The sequence below is a fragment of the Clostridium pasteurianum genome, from assembly GCF_001705235.1.
Taxonomy (GTDB): Bacteria; Bacillota; Clostridia; order Clostridiales; family Clostridiaceae; genus Clostridium_S; species Clostridium_S pasteurianum_A.
The window spans coordinates 2,059,850-2,076,928 of record NZ_MCGV01000001.1; the positions used below are offsets into that span (position 1 = coordinate 2,059,850).

General features: G+C 29.0%; 16 protein-coding genes. 8 read left to right on the forward strand and 8 right to left on the reverse strand.

All coding sequences use genetic code 11. The features are described 5' to 3' along the window. The first annotated feature begins 286 nt into the window (after positions 1 to 286). Together BEE63_RS22115 and BEE63_RS09025 are read left to right on the forward strand one after the other, a co-directional pair. Positions 287 to 451: a hypothetical protein gene (locus BEE63_RS22115; RefSeq protein ID WP_242874762.1), complete on the forward strand. Its 165-nt coding sequence runs from the start codon at positions 287 to 289 to the stop codon at positions 449 to 451. A gap of 176 nt (positions 452 to 627) precedes the next feature. Continuing rightward, positions 628 to 1,419 (forward strand): sensor histidine kinase, encoded by a 792-nt coding sequence (locus BEE63_RS09025; RefSeq protein WP_242874764.1) that lies wholly within the window; start codon positions 628 to 630, stop codon positions 1,417 to 1,419. A gap of 426 nt (positions 1,420 to 1,845) precedes the next feature. Here BEE63_RS09025 and BEE63_RS09030 read toward each other — a convergent pair whose 3' ends face one another. From BEE63_RS09030 to BEE63_RS09050, 5 genes are all read right to left on the reverse strand, one after another. After that, on the reverse strand, positions 1,846 to 2,361 hold the full coding sequence (locus tag BEE63_RS09030; protein WP_066021070.1) for a DUF1003 domain-containing protein: 516 nt from the start codon (positions 2,359 to 2,361) through the stop codon (positions 1,846 to 1,848). Positions 2,362 to 2,390: 29 nt separating this feature from the next. After that, a complete protein-coding gene (locus tag BEE63_RS09035) occupies positions 2,391 to 4,271 on the reverse strand; it encodes an FtsX-like permease family protein (protein WP_066021071.1) in 1,881 nt (626 codons plus the stop codon). Further along, positions 4,268 to 5,026 (reverse strand): ABC transporter ATP-binding protein, encoded by a 759-nt coding sequence (locus tag BEE63_RS09040; protein ID WP_066021072.1) that lies wholly within the window; start codon positions 5,024 to 5,026, stop codon positions 4,268 to 4,270. Before BEE63_RS09040 ends, BEE63_RS09035 begins: the two co-directional genes overlap by 4 nt. A gap of 204 nt (positions 5,027 to 5,230) precedes the next feature. Further along, on the reverse strand, positions 5,231 to 5,872 hold the full coding sequence (locus BEE63_RS09045) for a DUF5105 domain-containing protein (RefSeq protein ID WP_066021073.1): 642 nt from the start codon (positions 5,870 to 5,872) through the stop codon (positions 5,231 to 5,233). 258 nt (positions 5,873 to 6,130) lie between these two features. Further along, complete coding sequence (locus tag BEE63_RS09050) at positions 6,131 to 6,787, reverse strand: hypothetical protein (RefSeq protein ID WP_066021074.1); 657 nt, start codon at positions 6,785 to 6,787, stop codon at positions 6,131 to 6,133. Positions 6,788 to 6,901: 114 nt separating this feature from the next. On the opposite strand from BEE63_RS09050, the gene BEE63_RS09055 reads away from it, so the two are divergent. The 5 genes from BEE63_RS09055 to BEE63_RS09075 all read left to right on the forward strand — a co-directional run bounded on the left by BEE63_RS09055 (position 6,902) and on the right by BEE63_RS09075 (position 13,297). Further along, positions 6,902 to 7,594: a response regulator transcription factor gene (locus tag BEE63_RS09055; protein ID WP_066021075.1), complete on the forward strand. Its 693-nt coding sequence runs from the start codon at positions 6,902 to 6,904 to the stop codon at positions 7,592 to 7,594. 2 nt (positions 7,595 to 7,596) lie between these two features. Beyond that, positions 7,597 to 9,006 (forward strand): sensor histidine kinase, encoded by a 1,410-nt coding sequence (locus BEE63_RS09060; RefSeq protein WP_066021076.1) that lies wholly within the window; start codon positions 7,597 to 7,599, stop codon positions 9,004 to 9,006. Between the two features lie 81 nt (positions 9,007 to 9,087). Continuing rightward, positions 9,088 to 9,846, forward strand: coding sequence for an ABC transporter ATP-binding protein (locus BEE63_RS09065; protein WP_066021077.1), 759 nt, complete (start codon positions 9,088 to 9,090; stop codon positions 9,844 to 9,846). A gap of 1 nt (position 9,847) precedes the next feature. Beyond that, positions 9,848 to 12,217: an ABC transporter permease gene (locus tag BEE63_RS09070; protein ID WP_066021078.1), complete on the forward strand. Its 2,370-nt coding sequence runs from the start codon at positions 9,848 to 9,850 to the stop codon at positions 12,215 to 12,217. Between the two features lie 255 nt (positions 12,218 to 12,472). Beyond that, entirely contained in the window at positions 12,473 to 13,297 is an 825-nt protein-coding gene (locus BEE63_RS09075; RefSeq protein ID WP_066021079.1) for a methyl-accepting chemotaxis protein, read from the forward strand. Between the two features lie 97 nt (positions 13,298 to 13,394). On the opposite strand, the gene BEE63_RS09080 is transcribed toward BEE63_RS09075, so the two are convergent. Continuing rightward, positions 13,395 to 13,841: a flavodoxin family protein gene (locus tag BEE63_RS09080; protein ID WP_066021080.1), complete on the reverse strand. Its 447-nt coding sequence runs from the start codon at positions 13,839 to 13,841 to the stop codon at positions 13,395 to 13,397. An 84-nt stretch (positions 13,842 to 13,925) separates the two neighbouring features. Next, positions 13,926 to 15,023 carry a dipeptide epimerase gene (locus BEE63_RS09085; RefSeq protein ID WP_066021081.1) on the reverse strand — a complete coding sequence of 366 codons (1,098 nt, stop codon included), beginning with the start codon at positions 15,021 to 15,023 and terminating at the stop codon, positions 13,926 to 13,928. A gap of 369 nt (positions 15,024 to 15,392) precedes the next feature. On the opposite strand from BEE63_RS09085, the gene BEE63_RS09090 reads away from it, so the two are divergent. Further along, positions 15,393 to 15,860: a ribonuclease H-like YkuK family protein gene (locus BEE63_RS09090; protein ID WP_066021082.1), complete on the forward strand. Its 468-nt coding sequence runs from the start codon at positions 15,393 to 15,395 to the stop codon at positions 15,858 to 15,860. Between the two features lie 20 nt (positions 15,861 to 15,880). On the opposite strand, the gene BEE63_RS09095 is transcribed toward BEE63_RS09090, so the two are convergent. Beyond that, complete coding sequence (locus BEE63_RS09095; protein ID WP_242874766.1) at positions 15,881 to 17,029, reverse strand: ABC transporter permease; 1,149 nt, start codon at positions 17,027 to 17,029, stop codon at positions 15,881 to 15,883. Positions 17,030 to 17,079 lie beyond the last annotated feature (50 nt).

A 17,079-nucleotide genomic window follows, 5' to 3' on the forward strand; every position in this document is an offset into this window, starting at 1 on the left:
TACAATATGGTGCTTAGTAGACAAAAAGCATCATGGAGAGCTTGTTCAGAAAGCTATTTCAATTAGCGTTTTGCTGTTGCTTTAGTGATTGGAATAATTGGCATTCTCAATACATTTTTCAACTGTTTCAAATAATATTAGACTGAATAAGAAAGAATTTTCTATGCTGCGATCAATTAGAGTAACACCTAAAGGATTAAATAAAATGCTTGGCTTATAAGGTTTATTCTTTGCATTGAGGCCAATTATTATTGGCATTCCAGTTGTATTTATTATTTGTTTTTATATGCTTAAGCTAACATCAATGACATGGAGAGAATTTATAGCAGTTTTTCAAGGTACAGCAATTTCAATTTACATTATGATAATATTTGTTTCTATATTCTTGTCATATTGGATTTCTTCTGAATCAATTAAACAAAATAATATTATAGAAGCAATGAAAGATTAAGTAGTATGATTTTCGTTTTTGTGTAAATACAAGGTGATTCATATAAAGGAGTTAGTATGAAAAACATTTGGATGGTTACAACTTTTTTGTCCCTTTTTATACTTGTCATGCTTATTTTTTATCATTTATATTATCGCATGAATATTAAACATATTACAAAACAATTAAAGGAAATTATGAATATAAAAGATACCAATGAGCTTTTGACGGTAGTAGTAAAGCAAAGAGATATTGCGAATTTGGTTAATCAACTCAATAATTTAATAGGAGATATAAGAAGGTCTCGTATAAAAATTAAAAGATTAAACAGAAATTTTAGACAGAGTATAACTAATATTTCTCATGATTTACGTACACCATTAACAACTGCTAGTGGGTATGTTCAAATGCTCCAGGCAAGTGCTGTAGATAAAGAACAACAGGAATATTTAGCAATAGTGCTGGAACGACAAAACATGGTTAAGATACTGCTGGAACAATTATTTGAATATGTACGTATAGAATCAGGAGAGATTGTTTATAAACATATACCTATAGATGCGAAAAAAATTTTTATGGATATACTTGTTATGTATTATGATGATTTTTATAAAAAAGGACAAGAGCCAACTGTTCATTTACCGGAAAAACCATGCATGATACAAGGAGACGAACAAGGAGTCAAAAGAATATTTTCAAATGTTCTATTTAATGCAATTGTACATGGTAAGGGAGAATATTGTTTTGAAGTCCAGGAAGTTGGTAGAAGCTATGCGTTTACTTTTTCTAATTTTAGTGAACCCATGACCAAAGATGATTTAGATTATATTTTTAAACGCTCTTATACAAAGGATAAATCCAGAAATAAAAAGACTACAGGATTAGGACTTACAATAGCCAGAGAAATTACAAAACGATTGAATGGAACAATAGAAGCTTTTTATAATAATGGTAAGTTCTCAATATATATTTTATTTCCTAAAGTTTAATAAATATATAAATAAGGATAATTCAATATTAAATGCTTTCTGATTTAATTCCGTTTTTATCACATATGTGATTCTACAGACATTATTTAAAAAAGATGAAATAAGAGATACAAAAAGAAATTTAATAAGGTGCAGTTAATTACAATGTTATGTTTGGGGCAATTAGACCCTCCTTACAATTATCTATATTAAAATTAAACTAATCTAATAAAATCAGTGTATCTAACGTTGTTTATATATAAAATGTCTAAAAAATAGTAGCCCCGACTCTCAATTGGAAAGCTACTATTTTTAATATATAAAATTTATAAGCTTATAGTGTGTTCCTCAATTTTACTTACTATCCTTTATTTATTACACGGTTCCCCATATCTAATCCTAGACCTTCTTATATATGTACACCTACACCATACCCATAACAATACCCTATTTGTTTTTCTCCATTTCAGCAATTTTTTTCATCATAGTTTTTTGATTTTCTATAATTTCGTCCATTTTGAAATGCAAATCTTCTATAATTATCTCGGATTTCAAATTCACTTTATAATCATTTTTAGCCTTTATTCTATCTTTATCTCCTTCTCTGTTTTGGGACATCATTATTATTGGTGCCTGTATTGCGGCAACACATGACAAAAATAAATTTAAAAGAATAAATGGAAATGGATCAAAGGGCTTTATTATGTATGATACATTTATAATTATCCAAATTATAATCATTGACACTGATACTATTATAAATGGCCAGCTTCCAACAAAACTAGAAACCTTATCAGATACTCTATCCCCAAAACTCAGCTTTTTTTCATCTATGTCGTTAGCATCCTTAGAAATCTTACCATGTATTAATTCATGTATGAGTTCCTCCTCTACGCCGTCAAATTGCTCTCTATTTTCTAATATCTTTTTAGTTATTTCCTCGTAATCATATTTACTCTCCACGTAATAAATCCTCCGCTTTCACAAATTTATCATATAAACTTTTTAACATATTTTTTACCATAAATCAAGCAAATCATTACTTCCAGCAGCGTATAACCTGTTCCTGACATTAAAGCATATTTAAATGCATTCATATCCATTCTTAATAATAATAGAAAATATACTCCTATTGCTAATACACACGGTGATAAGAACATGACACCTAATTCTTTTAAAATATTTTTTGAGATTTCCCTTTCGGTAATTCCAATTTTATAAACCTTATTGTATTTAACTTTCTCATATTCATACTCCATTAAAAGTTTAAAATGAAACATTAAATTTGAAGCTATAAAAAATAGCACAAATATAAAACTAAATAGAAATTTCAAAAACGAGTCCGAATCCTGCGTAAGTTTATAGGTATCTATCTTTGAAGAAGGTTTGAATCTATCCATATCTTCTGCTTTACTCTTGAAACTCAAACTTTTATTTTTATTACATTCATTTAATTTATTAGTAAGCTTATTTATTATGCCTTGTGTCTTATGCCAGTCCTCATCAAAATTAATTAGTTTTATAGTTCCTATACTATCTTGAAGTGCCGCTTCTTTTATTCTTATATAATCATCATTATTAACTATTAGGTATGTATTGTTTATCAAATTAACATTATTAAATATTACCTTTTCTATTTTTCCCTGACAATGATACACGTTATTATTTATATAGCAGCTTTTTAAATCCATATTATCACTGCTGTGATCATAACCATCGTTTTTATCTATCTGATATAGGTATATAAACTTTCCCTTATTCACTTTAAAGTTTGTTCCAACTGTACTATTTAAATTTTTATCAGAAATTACGGGCATTCGATCTTGAATTATTTCCAAACTTTTTAATGAACTTATTCTTGTATTTTCACTTTTAACTATATTATTTAAATCCTTTGCTGAAAGCTGATTCTTCCCATATAATTCAGCATAAGCAGCATCATATGGATTATACCTTAACGTATAAATTTTCATTTCCTTTGAGCTTGTAAAAATCATACTAGCAAAGAAAATAACTACAGCAATAAGCATAGTTATTGAAAACAATATGTTCTTTGAACTTCCAATTTTATATCTTATATTACTGATAAAAAACATGTTTTTGAAGCACCTATTTTTACGTATTTTCAAAAAGCTTTCTATAAAACACTGTAAATTAGATACTATTAAATATATCCCTATAACATAAACCGCTATGCTTACATAAATTAACGTCTTAGACTTTATAAAACCTTGAATAGCAATTGATAAAGCTACACATATTACCCCTAAAATCGCAAAACCTTTTCTACCTAAAAAATTGTTATCTTCCTTCTTTGCACTCTTAATCAAATTTGCAATATTGCATCTTCCTATAATTACACAGCTCTTTAAGATTGAAAACATACTAATTGTTCCAAAAAATGCTACAGTATATATATAACTTTTTAAATTTATTGAAAGTGTTATATTTACTTCGATTATTTTTAACACTACAGCATAAAACACACTTGATATTAATGTTCCAAAGAATAAACCTAACACTAGAGAAATCACTGCAATAATCATATTTTCATATATAATAATCTTTCCTATATCCATGTCAGTCATTCCAATAGTCATAAAAACTCCAAAATCCTTTTTTCTAAGTTTAATAAAATAATTATGTGAATAGACAATAAAAAAAGCTAAAAATGTAGCTAGAATTACCGTTGATCCAAATATATTACTGGATATCATAGGATCTAATTTAAGTGGATCATTAAAATCCTTATTTGTATAGATGGTAATGTACAGGAAAAATATAATTACTGAAAAGCTATTACACAACATATATAATATGTATCGTCTTATATTTTGCTTAAACATTTTAAATGAAATTTCTTTAAAATTCATGCCCTACCCCCAATAACAGCAAGCTTATGTAAAATTTCTTCAAAAAATTCCTCTCTAGTTCCCTGCTTCTTTTCAATTTTAGAATCAATTACCCCATCTTTTATAAAAACTATTCTATTACAATAACTAGCTGTAAAAGGATCATGAGTTACGACCACTATAGTCTTTTTTTGTATTCCATTTATCTTTTCAAAGTGCTCCATTACAACAGCCGATGATTTTGAGTCTAAATTCCCAGTTGGTTCATCTGCAAATAGAATATCGGGATTATTTATTATAGCTCTACCTATGGCTGCCCTTTGCTGTTGTCCTCCAGAAACATTGTAGGGATATTTATCTTGAGCTTCTAAAATTCCAAGCATTCTCATCATATCTTGAGTTTTTTTCTCTACTTCATCTTCATCTTGACCTTCCAGACTGAGAGGAAGCATTATGTTTTCTTTTAAAGTTAAACTGTCTAAAAGATTAAATTCTTGAAATACAAAGCCTAAATATTTGCGCCTGAATAATGCCATATCATTTCTTGAAGACTTGTTTATATCTTTTCCTAAAATCTCAATTTCTCCTGATGTAGCCTTATCTATTCCACTTAAAATATTAAGTAATGTAGTTTTTCCACTACCTGATGGACCCATTATGCCCACAAATTCTCCTTCATTTATATCTAAGTCAATACCATTAATTGCTTCAGTACTATTAATTGCTTTTTTATCTTTATAAGTCTTTTTTAGATTTCTAATGCTTAGAACATTCATAATAACTCGCCCCAATCTTATTTATCATATATATTAAATATTAACGCTCTAATAAAAAGCTGTCTATTTTTATTTGTAAATACATATTTCATTTTACAAAACAAAAGGTAGGATTTTTTATAATAAGTTGTCTCCTGCCTGATTGACAGGTAGACAGCTTACAAAAATCCTACCTCTTAAAATATATTCAATTTCGGTTATTATCTATTCTTTACAAATCATTTTTCCAAGCTGTTTCTCAAAATCATTTTCATCTTGAGGAATCCATCCTTGTCCACCTTTTTTAAACTTAAAGTCTTTATTAATTGTTTCTGATTTTGGTTTTGCTTCATTTAAGTCCTGTATAACATATTTTAGGTATACTTCAACAGCCTTATTTTTTGCTTCTTCTTCATCTGTTAACCCCATTGACATAATATCTTCAGTTGCTTGGCCTTCAGCCTTTTTTACAATTTCATTCATATCAATGTAATTTGTTTTAACATTTACAACAGCTGTATCACCATCTACAGAAACCTGCTTTGTTGTTATAGTAATATTTTTTATAGCCTTCAAATATGCATCACATATTTGTTTATACTGGTCGTCTGATATATTTACACCTTCGCCAGAAACGCCGTCTTTTAATTTGTTAGTAAAACTATCCTTCAATTTTTTATAATATCCATTGACTTCTTTTTGATCACTTACAAGCTCCGATATTTTTGTCTTATCATTCTTGATTATAAAATTACACATAATTTTAGCTGATTCGTCTGGTTTAATTTTAGGTGCACATCCAATTAACACGATTGGAATAAGTAGTGCCGCTAATAATACTTTTATTGGTCTCCCTGATTTTCTCATATTACCCTCCATTATATTCCTTGTTTATTGTAATAAATTTCATATATCGGCTTATTACACTAAATATTGTACTAATTTTGGCACCACTTGTCAACATTGTTTTAATAAAAAGTTAAATTACTTTAAACTTATAATTAAACATATTGATTTTGCAGCCGTTTAGGATATAATATTCCAAAATACAAGTTATTTTTTTAATTGTCTATAACGTAAAAAAGCACACTGCTTTCGCAATATGCTTTTTAATATAATCATTTTTTATTCTCTATCAATTTCGAAATAAACTCCACCGCCGTAAAGAATCATAGTATTATTACCCTTTATATAAAATGTACATCCTTTACCACTTGAGTCCTTTACCTCAATCATAGTAATTGTGGAACCACTTACTCCTAAATTATTAAAAGTGACCTTATTTTGAGCTTCAAAATCATCTTTAAAGACACTTGATTTCGAATACATTGGATTTTGAACACTTTCATTCAAGTAACTTATGCTGTCTCCAAAACAAGTTGCCTTTTGTGGCGAGAAAGTAAGCCTTTTACCCATTAAGTTATTTATATCGCTCTTACTATAAGTCTCTGCTGGACCATATGCAATTACTTTTCTTATAACCCAATTTCCCATGTAGACTTCTTCTTGACTCTTTGGGGCACTATTTTGCTTTTGCTGCGTTTGCTGAGTTGGCTTCTTCTGCACTGCATTTTGCTGTGAACTTTCATCTACTTTTTTGGTTTCATCCTTATTTTCTGTAACATCCTCTTTAGTTTTTTCATTGTCTTTTTTATCACTAGAGGCTGTGCTATTTTTCACCTCTGAACCATCTTTTGAATTTCCAAACTTCGTATATGCCGCATATCCGCCCCCTGCAACAACAGCTGCTGCTAATATCCATGCTATTAGTTTTTTCTTCATCTGCTCATCTCCCCTCTTCTTATTATTATATCAAATAGTTTTTATATTTCATACAATAATCTTATAAACACTTCAATTCGCAATTATGATAAAATTATTATGGGGTGATATTAAATGGATAATGTTCTAATAATAGATGATGAAAAAGAACTTGCAGAGTTAATCTGTGATCTTTTAGAAGTAGATGGCATAAAAGGTACCTGCTGCTTTGACGGAGAAAAAGCATTAACCTATTTCTTAAAATATAAGCCTAAAGTAGTGGTGCTTGATATCATGCTTCCCCATGTAAATGGAATAGAATTGTGTAAACAAATAAGAAAGGTTTCAAATGTTCCAATAATAATGCTCAGTGCAAGAATAAGTGATACGGATAAAATTTTATCACTGGGTTTTGGTGCAGATGACTACGTTACTAAACCCTTCAGCACAGGTGAACTTGTAGCAAGAATAAAAGCACAAATTAGGCGATATAATATGACTGAAAATACAATATCCTATGGAGAAATATCTATTGGAGGGCTAATCATAGATAAAAAAAGATTTCTTGTAAAAATTAGATGTACTAAGATTGACCTTTCTTCAAAAGAATTTGACATCTTATATCTTTTAGCCTCAAATAAAGGACAAGTTTTCACAAAGGAAACAATATTCGATAAAGTTTGGGGAATCGACAATTTTGGAGATATAAATACAGTTTCCGTACACATAAGAAAATTAAGAGAAAAGCTCGAAAAAAATCCTTCCAAACCTGAGTATATAAAAACGGTGTGGGCTGTTGGATATAAACTGGATTATGAGGAGGAATGATCTTGAAAAGTAAAAACATAAAAAAAAATACACTTATAATATGCTTTATTATTATAGTATCCATTCTTCTATTTAATACACTCATCCTTAATAATATAAAAAAAGAGCGTGAAGAAATTTACAGCAAAAGTATAATAAATAATATAAGAATAAAGGTAAAACCATCCCTAGATACAGCTAAAAACTTCATTATGGATAAATCCTACAAAAATAAATTAACAAAAGAACTTAAACACGATAATTTAAAGATGGCAATAATAAGTACAGATAGTACTATAATATATAAATCTCAGAATCTAAATGATGAAATCAATTCCTTAGACGAAAGCATGTACATGGACAACAGCTTTTTAGCCTCAGATAAGCATTTCTATAAAATAGCATTTCCAATAGTAATAAGTAACAATTTAAAAGGAACTGCAATTTTTTATCTAAATTCAAAAGATGTATATGTAAATAGAAACTTGTATCTAAACAGAATAATATTTTTAATAATTCTCGAAATAATATTTTTGATATTTATGATTTTAGTTGTTTATGGTCTAATTAAAAAGAAAGTTCTAACGCCATTAAATGTCCTTCAAAAAGCAGCCCACCGAATAAATACTGGTGACTTCGATTTTGAAATACCTCACAGTGAAAACGAAGTTGGACAATTTGCAGCTTCCTTTGAACTAATGAGAGATGAAATTTACGAAAACATAAAAACTAGAAACCGAGCAGAAAAAAGCAATAAGGAACTAATAGCAGCAATCTCTCATGATATAAGAACACCTGTTGCTACTATAAGTGCTTATATTGAAGCAATAAAAAGTGGTGTAGCCAAGGATGAAGAGAGACTAAATAAATATTTAAATATAATTTATTCAAAAAGTCTTGAGCTGAAAAAACTTACAGAGGATTTATTTATTCATAGCGAAATAAACGCAAATAAGCTTATTATTAATAAAAAAGAAATATATTTTAAAGATTTCATAAAAAAGATGCTTGAGCCAGTATATTTAGAAACTAACAATTTAGGAATAAACTTTAAACTTAAAACTGATATTCCTGACATAATTGTAAATATAGATGAAAGAAGAATTTGTGAGGTTTTCCTCAATATAATAGAAAACAGTAAAAAGTATATAAAAGAGAATGGAAAAATTGAACTTTATCTTAAACTTAAAAATGACAGAATTGAAGTTAAGATAAAAGACAATGGTATTGGAATTAAAGCAGAGGACATGCCATATATTTTTGATAAGTTTTATAGAGGGGAGAAATCAAGAAATAAGGCTTACGGCGGTGCAGGTCTCGGACTTTCCATATGCAAAAATATCATTGAAGCACATGGCGGAGAAATACACATAGATTCTTTAGATGAAGTAGAAACTACTGTTTCATTTACTATACCTGTGGATAACTTTTAATAATTACTTAAAGATTATAAAAGATTTACTTAAAGTATTCCATATATAATAAACCTGTATTAGTTAAGGAGGGTAACGTAAATGAAAGAAATAGCAATCACAGCAGACAAATTATGCAAGACATATTATTCTGACGGTGAAGGAAATCACGTAATAAAAAATATAGATTTAGACATATATAAAGGTGAATTTACCGTAATAATGGGAAGCTCAGGCTCGGGTAAATCCACACTTTTGTATCTATTAAGCGGCCTTGAAACTAAAACAAGTGGAGATATAAAAGTTCTGGGAAACGAAATAGGGAAACTTAGGGGAAAAAAATTAGCTGAGTTTAGAAGACGTGAAATAGGTTTTGTGTATCAAAGCTTTAATTTAATACAAAGTCTCACCTTGATGGAAAATGTAGTTTTACCTGCTTATTTAGTAAATGGAAATAAAAAGAATGCAGATTTGAGGGCTAAAGAATTACTAAAAACCGTGGGACTTGAAAATCAAGTAAAAAAACTTCCGACTAAAGTTTCTGGAGGACAAAACCAAAGGTGTGCTATTGCAAGAGCACTAATAAACGACCCACCAATAATCTTTGCAGATGAACCAACTGGAGCTTTAAACTCTAAATCAGGTATAGAAATTCTTGATATGTTAACTAATTTATCAAGAGAAGGTAAAACAGTAGTAATGGTAACGCATGATATAAAAGCCGCAGTACGTGCAGATAGAATCGTATTTATAAAAGATGGACGAATAGGCGGAGAACTCCCACTAAATAAATATACTGAAGATAAAGCATCTTACAGAGAAAAAGAAATATTCTCCTATTTAAATGATATGGGGTGGTAAAATGAGAGCTGTATTAAAAATTGCAATTAATAATATTAAAAAGAAAAAGCTTCAAAGCATACTCAGCCTACTTATTATAATGACAGCGGCAGTTTTATTCTCCATTTCATTAAATTTATTATTCAGTGTAAATAAACCCTTTGGTGAAATGCATAAAAACTTAAATGCTTTTGATAACAAAATAAATATAAATCCTAATATAGAAAATTTAAATAAAATAGTTAATTTATTTAAAAATGACAGCAGAGTTAAAGAAATTCAAGTAGATAATTGTTACTCTGGAGATGATTCGCCTAAAATTAATGGAGTACAGCTTAAGGAAAACTACATGATTGCTGAAAAGGCAAATAAGAATATTGGAATAGATAGGCTTATAACCTTAGAAGGTGACAAGGGTAAAAGTCCAAAACCTAATGAAGTATGGCTTGCAAAAGATGTTGCTGACAATGACAATATTAAACTTAATGATACTGTATATTTTAATATAAACGGAAAAAGAATATCAAGAAAAATAGGTGCTCTTATAGTTGATCCGTCCTATGGAAGTTCTTATATGGGCATCTGCAGATTTTGGGTAGGCAAAGGTGAGCTTTCTAAAATGCTACCTAAAAGAGATATAAATAAAAGCATTGAAATTACATTTAAAAAATGCGGTGATGGAACTGATGTTAATTTGTCCATTGAAAATAAACTGGGCAGACCTATTATAGGAACTTGTGTAAAGTACAGTTTAATCAAATTAGCATATACAGAAGCATTTAACATAATGGGAGCAATTTTAGGTGTGATAGCTGGATTTATACTAATTTTCACTCTTATTATAATAATGATAACCATAACAAGTTTAATATTTAATGATTATAAAAATATAGGTATAGAAAGTTCAATTGGCTTCACTAAGCTTCAAATTATAATTAACTATATGTTAAGCTTTTTTATGCTCGCAATAGTTTCATCCATAATAGGAATTCTTATTGGTAATGCTTTTTCAAATGTTTATATGCAAAGATTCTATAGTTCCCTTGGCTTTGCAAAAGTAACGCTGCCACTATTTAAAACTTCAATTATAACTATATCAATTATAAGTATATTTATACTTGTTTCATCCTTCATAGCTTCAATTTCTATAATAAAAATAAGCCCTGTAAAAGCTATAAGAGATGGAGCTTCACCAGTAAAAGACAAACGAAAAAATACAATTTCTTTAATGACTATGAAAGGATTAAATTTAGATTTCTCTTTAGCAATAAAAGATTTGCTTAATAATGTAAAACAAAATTTACTTCTCTTTATATTAATAGGTGCTGCTGTTTATATGACAGCGTTTTGCATAAACACAAGGTATGCACTAAAAAATGTTGGCAAAAACGCAGCATACTGGGGATTTGAAAAAAGTGATATTTCACTTACAGCAAAAAATAATGTGACTAGATCAAAAATATTAAAGGACATGAATGATATAAAAAGAGATACTAAAGCAGCTGAAGTAGCTAATTTTTATGCTTACTATGTATCAATACCCAAAACGGATGAATTTCCAAGTTCAAATACTATGACCTTCGTATATGATTCAGATTTTGACAGCATAGGATTAGAAAATGTTACGGGAAAAAATCCTAGACAAGATGATGAAATCAGTATATCAACTAAACTAAGCAGCAAGTACAAAAAAGATGTAGGCGATTATTTTACAATCTATATAAACGGTAATAAAAAAAGTTTTCTCATAACAGGAATATATCAAAATAGTTTTAATGCAGGGGAAAACATTAGGCTAAAAGACAGTATTGTAAGTAAATTAGATGCCAGCTTCAAAGATAAAGTCCCAGCTCAAAGCTCCATCATAATTAAAGATAAAGCAAATACTTCTAAGATGTTTAACAAAATAAAAGATAAATATAATAATAACTACTATATAGAAACTGGAAATCAATATCTTTCAAATCATATCTCAGGATCTTTAGCGCCAATAAGTGGAATACTTATGGTTATAATAATAAGTTTTGTTATCGTAGCTGTATTTTGTATATTTAATTTTAATTTAATAAATATCTACGCTTATAAAAAAACACTTGGAATATACAAAAGTTTAGGCTTCACCAATAATGAAATAGTAAAAATTTATGCATACAAAGTGCTTCTTATAACTATTAGTTCCATAATACTGTTTTTACCTATAGAAAAAGTTACTCAAAGTCCTGTAATAAGCACTATACTTTCAATTATGGGAATTAGGAAAATGCCACTTTCTATGTGCTCTTTACAAATTGCAGCAAGTTTAATTGTCTTTATAATTTTAATTTGTATTTCAGTTATAATAAGCTGCCGAACAATATCCAATATAAACACAAGGGATCTTGTAAATGAATAAGCGTCCTTGAAATACGCAGTATAACATCTTTAGGAACTTTTTTGCATTTCCATAATGCATTTATTGATAATCTATAATAATTTTTGATTTCATTACTTCAATTTAATTCTCCACCATATTTTTAAAAAATATGATATTATATAATTATAGTAAAAGTAAAAATGTTTTTATTTTATGTTATAGTAAGCAATAAATTGTACTACTGTGTATTAATGTAAAATGATTAATTCACAAAAATAGAGAGGAAAATGTATTATGGAAAATATTGATGAAATCAATGCTTTTAACATTTTATTACCTTACTTAAATGTAATTTTTGATAATGAGGTATCTGTAGCAATAGCCGATCTTGAAAAATTTGTAGCTATATTCCCAAACGATAAGCTGCCAATGAATTCAAAGGAAGGCGACCCTGTTCCTAATGGCGGAGCTATCAATGAAGCTTTAAAAGGTGGAAATACAATAGTAAAAAAGGTCCCAAAGGAAGTTTACGGTGTACCTTTTAAATCATATGCAATACCACTTAAGGATTCTAACGGTAAAGTAAAAGGCATTATTGCCGCAGGAAAAAGTTTGGAAAAGAATGCGCAAGTTGACAATTTATCAATTAACCTTTCAAAACAGTTATCAGAAATATCTAATGTAATTTCTAACTTATCAGAAGAAATACAAAAACTAGTTAAATTAAATGAAAATACAAACAAAGAAATTTCATCTGCAATTGAAATAACTAAAAATACAGATGAAATAGTAAATTTTGTCCAAGGCATTTCAAAGCAAACAAATCTTCTTGGAATTAACGCAGCAATTGAATCTGCAAGAGCAGGTGAAGCCGGAAAGGGCTTTAACGTTGTAGCGCAAGAAATAAGGAAATTATCTAATTCAAGCACTGAATCAATACAAAAAATCGAATCAGTATTAAAAAGTGTTAAAGGTTCTATAGAAAAAGCAGCTGATAATGCTAGTCAAACTAATGAATTATTCCAAGAACAAGTTGCTGCATTTGAACAAATTAATGCTTCAATACAAGAAATAAATTCTAATGCACAGGTGCTAAAGGAATTTTCTGAAAAATTATAATCTAAAGTATAAAAAAACAGATGGGCATAGACTTTAGCTTAAATTTTTTAAGGCTAAAATCCATACCCATTTCTCTATACATAAATTATTTTATGTGTTATATATTAATACCTTCAGCAAATTTTTTTGCATTAGAAATATCTTCAGCATTTGGTCTTCCCTTTGCTATTCCACCAACCAATTTAAGAGGTCCAAATGTGTCAAATCCCTTACATGCAAAGCTTCCAACAACTTGAAATCCTTTTTTAGTAAGTTCTTCTTTTAAAGAATGATTGCTTTCTTCTCTCCCTTGACCACTTGTTGAAAAAACAAAGGCTTTTTGATTATTTCCTGCTTTAATTTCTTTAACCAGTTTCAAAATGTTTTTATGAAACTTGCCATAAAATATACCAGAACCAAAACCTATTAATTCATAATCCTTTAGTTCATTAATATTTACATCTTGAGGTTTTACAAGTTCTGCTTTTAAAACTTCTCCAATAGCTCTAGCAACTTTTTCTGTATTTCCATGATGCACCGATTCATAAATTATAATACTTTTCATGCTACCACCTCAACCTATATTATTTTAGCAAACCTCTCGTTAAAATTATTTGCACTACATATTAATATACACCAAATTTGCGGATTATGTTTCCCTAAAATTTAATATATTCTTTATTCCTTTAATACCAAGTCCTGCCCCAGCATTAAGCACAATCTTATTATTATGATAAATTGCTCCACCAATAACGTCATCCCTACTGCAGAGCTGAGGTCCATCAAGATCAACTTTTGTTATTACACTCTTAGCTGCTGCAAGATTTGCCGCGGCTGTTACACTAACTTTTCCTTCAAGCATACAGCCAATCATGCATTCAATCCCATAAGTTTCTGCTAAAGAACATATTTTAAGAGCATTATATATTCCACCTGTTTTCATAAGTTTTATATTTATTAAATCAGCCGCTCTCATTTCCATTACTTTTACTGCATCTCTTGGAGAAAATACACTTTCATCTGCCATAACAGGAATATCTACATTGTCAGTAACCATTTTAAGGCCATCAATATTCCCTGCATCTACAGGCTGCTCCACAAGCTCTATGTTAATACCCGCATCTTCAATTTTTCTTAGAGTTCTTACAGCTTCTTTAGGTTTCCATCCCTGATTGGCATCTATTCTAAGGTTAATATTATTGCTAGTAGCTTTCCTTATAGCTTTCATTCTTTCTATGTCAATGGCTGCATTCCCGCCCACTTTTATCTTCAATGTTTTATACCCTAGCTTTACAGCCTCCATACTGTCTTTAGCCATTTCACTTGGAGAATTAACACTTATAGTAATATCTGTTTCAAGTTCTTTTCTATATCCTCCGAGAATTTTATAGAGTGGTGCATTATACATTTGTCCATACAAATCATAAATTGCAATATCAACAGCTGCCTTTGCACTTGTATTTCTTACAATACAGGAATTTAGTTTCATAAGAATTCCTTCTATATTTTCAATATCCATGTCAATTATGCTTTTCTTTATATAATTACTAATAGCCCCATCTATGGATTCCATAGTATCCCCAGTAACTAACCCTGTGGACGCAGCACTGCCAAATCCAACATTTCCTGTGTCCGTAATGACTTTTACAATAACATCATTTAATGTATTAGCACTTCTTACGGCTGTCTTAAACGACTTCTTTAATGGCAAACTCATTCTTCCTAAAATTATATCTTTTACAATAATGTTGACACACTTCCCCTGCTCTTTTTATTCACCTAATATCATTATGAACCTCTGTGTTATATGATTCCATAATTTGCTTTATTAACTTATAATTTAATTGGTGGTATAATAATACTAAATTCATATCAGCTTACGTATCTCACATATTCACAATCAAAAATCATATTATAAAATAAGAACATATTTAAAAACATACCCAATAATATCATAATTTCTATAAAACCTGGTTAAACTATCTATAGTTCTTTAGAACCCTATCATTTTGGCCTATAAACTATTTATGCACAAGAAATACATCTTTAAAATTTTTTACAGAACAGAATTTCTTTAATATTTACTCTTAATTTAATAATTTAGGAGGTAAAAAAAATGCATAGTAATACTTTTGGAAATGTTTCTATAGATGAAATGGCCTATAGAATAAAAGAATTCATAATGAAGGACAGAAAGTGTAACTACAAAATCACAATTGGTACAGACTCTCAAAATAGAAATCTAACAAAAGTAGTAGTTGTTGTCGCAATCCACCGAATTGGCAGCGGAGGCATTTTCTTTTATGATATTAAATACGTTCCTAAAATCTCTAATGTAAGACAAAAAATATATTATGAAACATCTCTTAGCCTAGAACTTGCCTCAAAAGTATCTCAATCCTTTGCAGAAGCAAACATTCAAGAGGATATAGAAATTCACGTTGATATTGGAACTAACAAAAAAGGAAAAACCTACTCCCTAATTAACGAAATCACTGGTTGGATTACGGGAGAAGGCTACAAATATCAAATCAAACCATATTCTTATGCTGCATCCTGTATAGCTGACAGACTAAGTAAATAATTCTATAAGTAATATCATATTTAAAATGCCAACTTTTTATATACTCTATGAGAAATTATAAATGTGATAAAAAATGTTATTAAAAAAACACACAACATAATTGCTGTCAAACTTATAGATATGATATTACTTTTTAGAAATAAAATGAAAAAAATTAAAATATGAAAAAGTGGTATGCCCACAGTTATGCCATAAAAAATTTGTAATTCCTGATCTATAATTTTTGTTAATTGCTTTTTAGAATACCCAAGCAATATGAGCTGTCTAAATACATTCTTTTTAAAATCACTATCAAGTACAATTTTATAAATAATACTTACCGCAATCATTACTATAGCTGCAACATACGAAATTATGCATATAGTTTTAATCCTTGCATCATTCTGAAACATTGCAATACAACACAATAGCAATTCTATTGTAACGGCTAAGGTTATAACTAAAAATTTCAGTTGATTAAAAGACTTACTAACATTACTTAAAGATATTAATTTTATCTTATCACTTAAATACTTTTCTTTTTTAAGTTCTAATATTTTATTTGGGAAATAATATCTTAATACTCCCTGTATTCCGAACACCGTAAAAAACATATTTACAAAGCCAATTAAAGCAACCTTAGTTGGTGACATAGGTATGATTAACGATACTACTGGAACTAAATACGTTATTATATATATTCGTGAATTGAATTTGATAAATCGAGTATCTGGAATGTGTGTGCTTTTATTTACGTTCATTAAGTTAATAATCTCTCTAGAATACACATAGCCATAGTCACCTATGCACACATATCCAAGCTGTATAATCAAAATTCCTATAGTTTCAAAAATGCTACTATATGAAAGCTCAAATACACTACCATTTGTCCCCATAACTACATACATAAGTTTCAAAAATTCTGGCATTAGAAGTATTCCAATAAATATCCCTATGGCGCAGCCAATTAATTCAATAATTCCATTTTCGAAAAGTAGTATTACTGCAAGCCTACCAGGCCACACACCACTCAATTCCTCAATTGCCATCTGCTTTGATTTAGACATAACGAAATAAGAATTAGCATAAAAGGTAAAGATACATATAAGCAGCGTTAAAAAAAATATTATAGACCCTGGTACATCAAATCTTCCCACCTGACCCTTTATATTAAAATTCCTATTGTTCATTATGTTCAATAGATTAAATATTATTACTATGGGAAAAATTACTGACAATA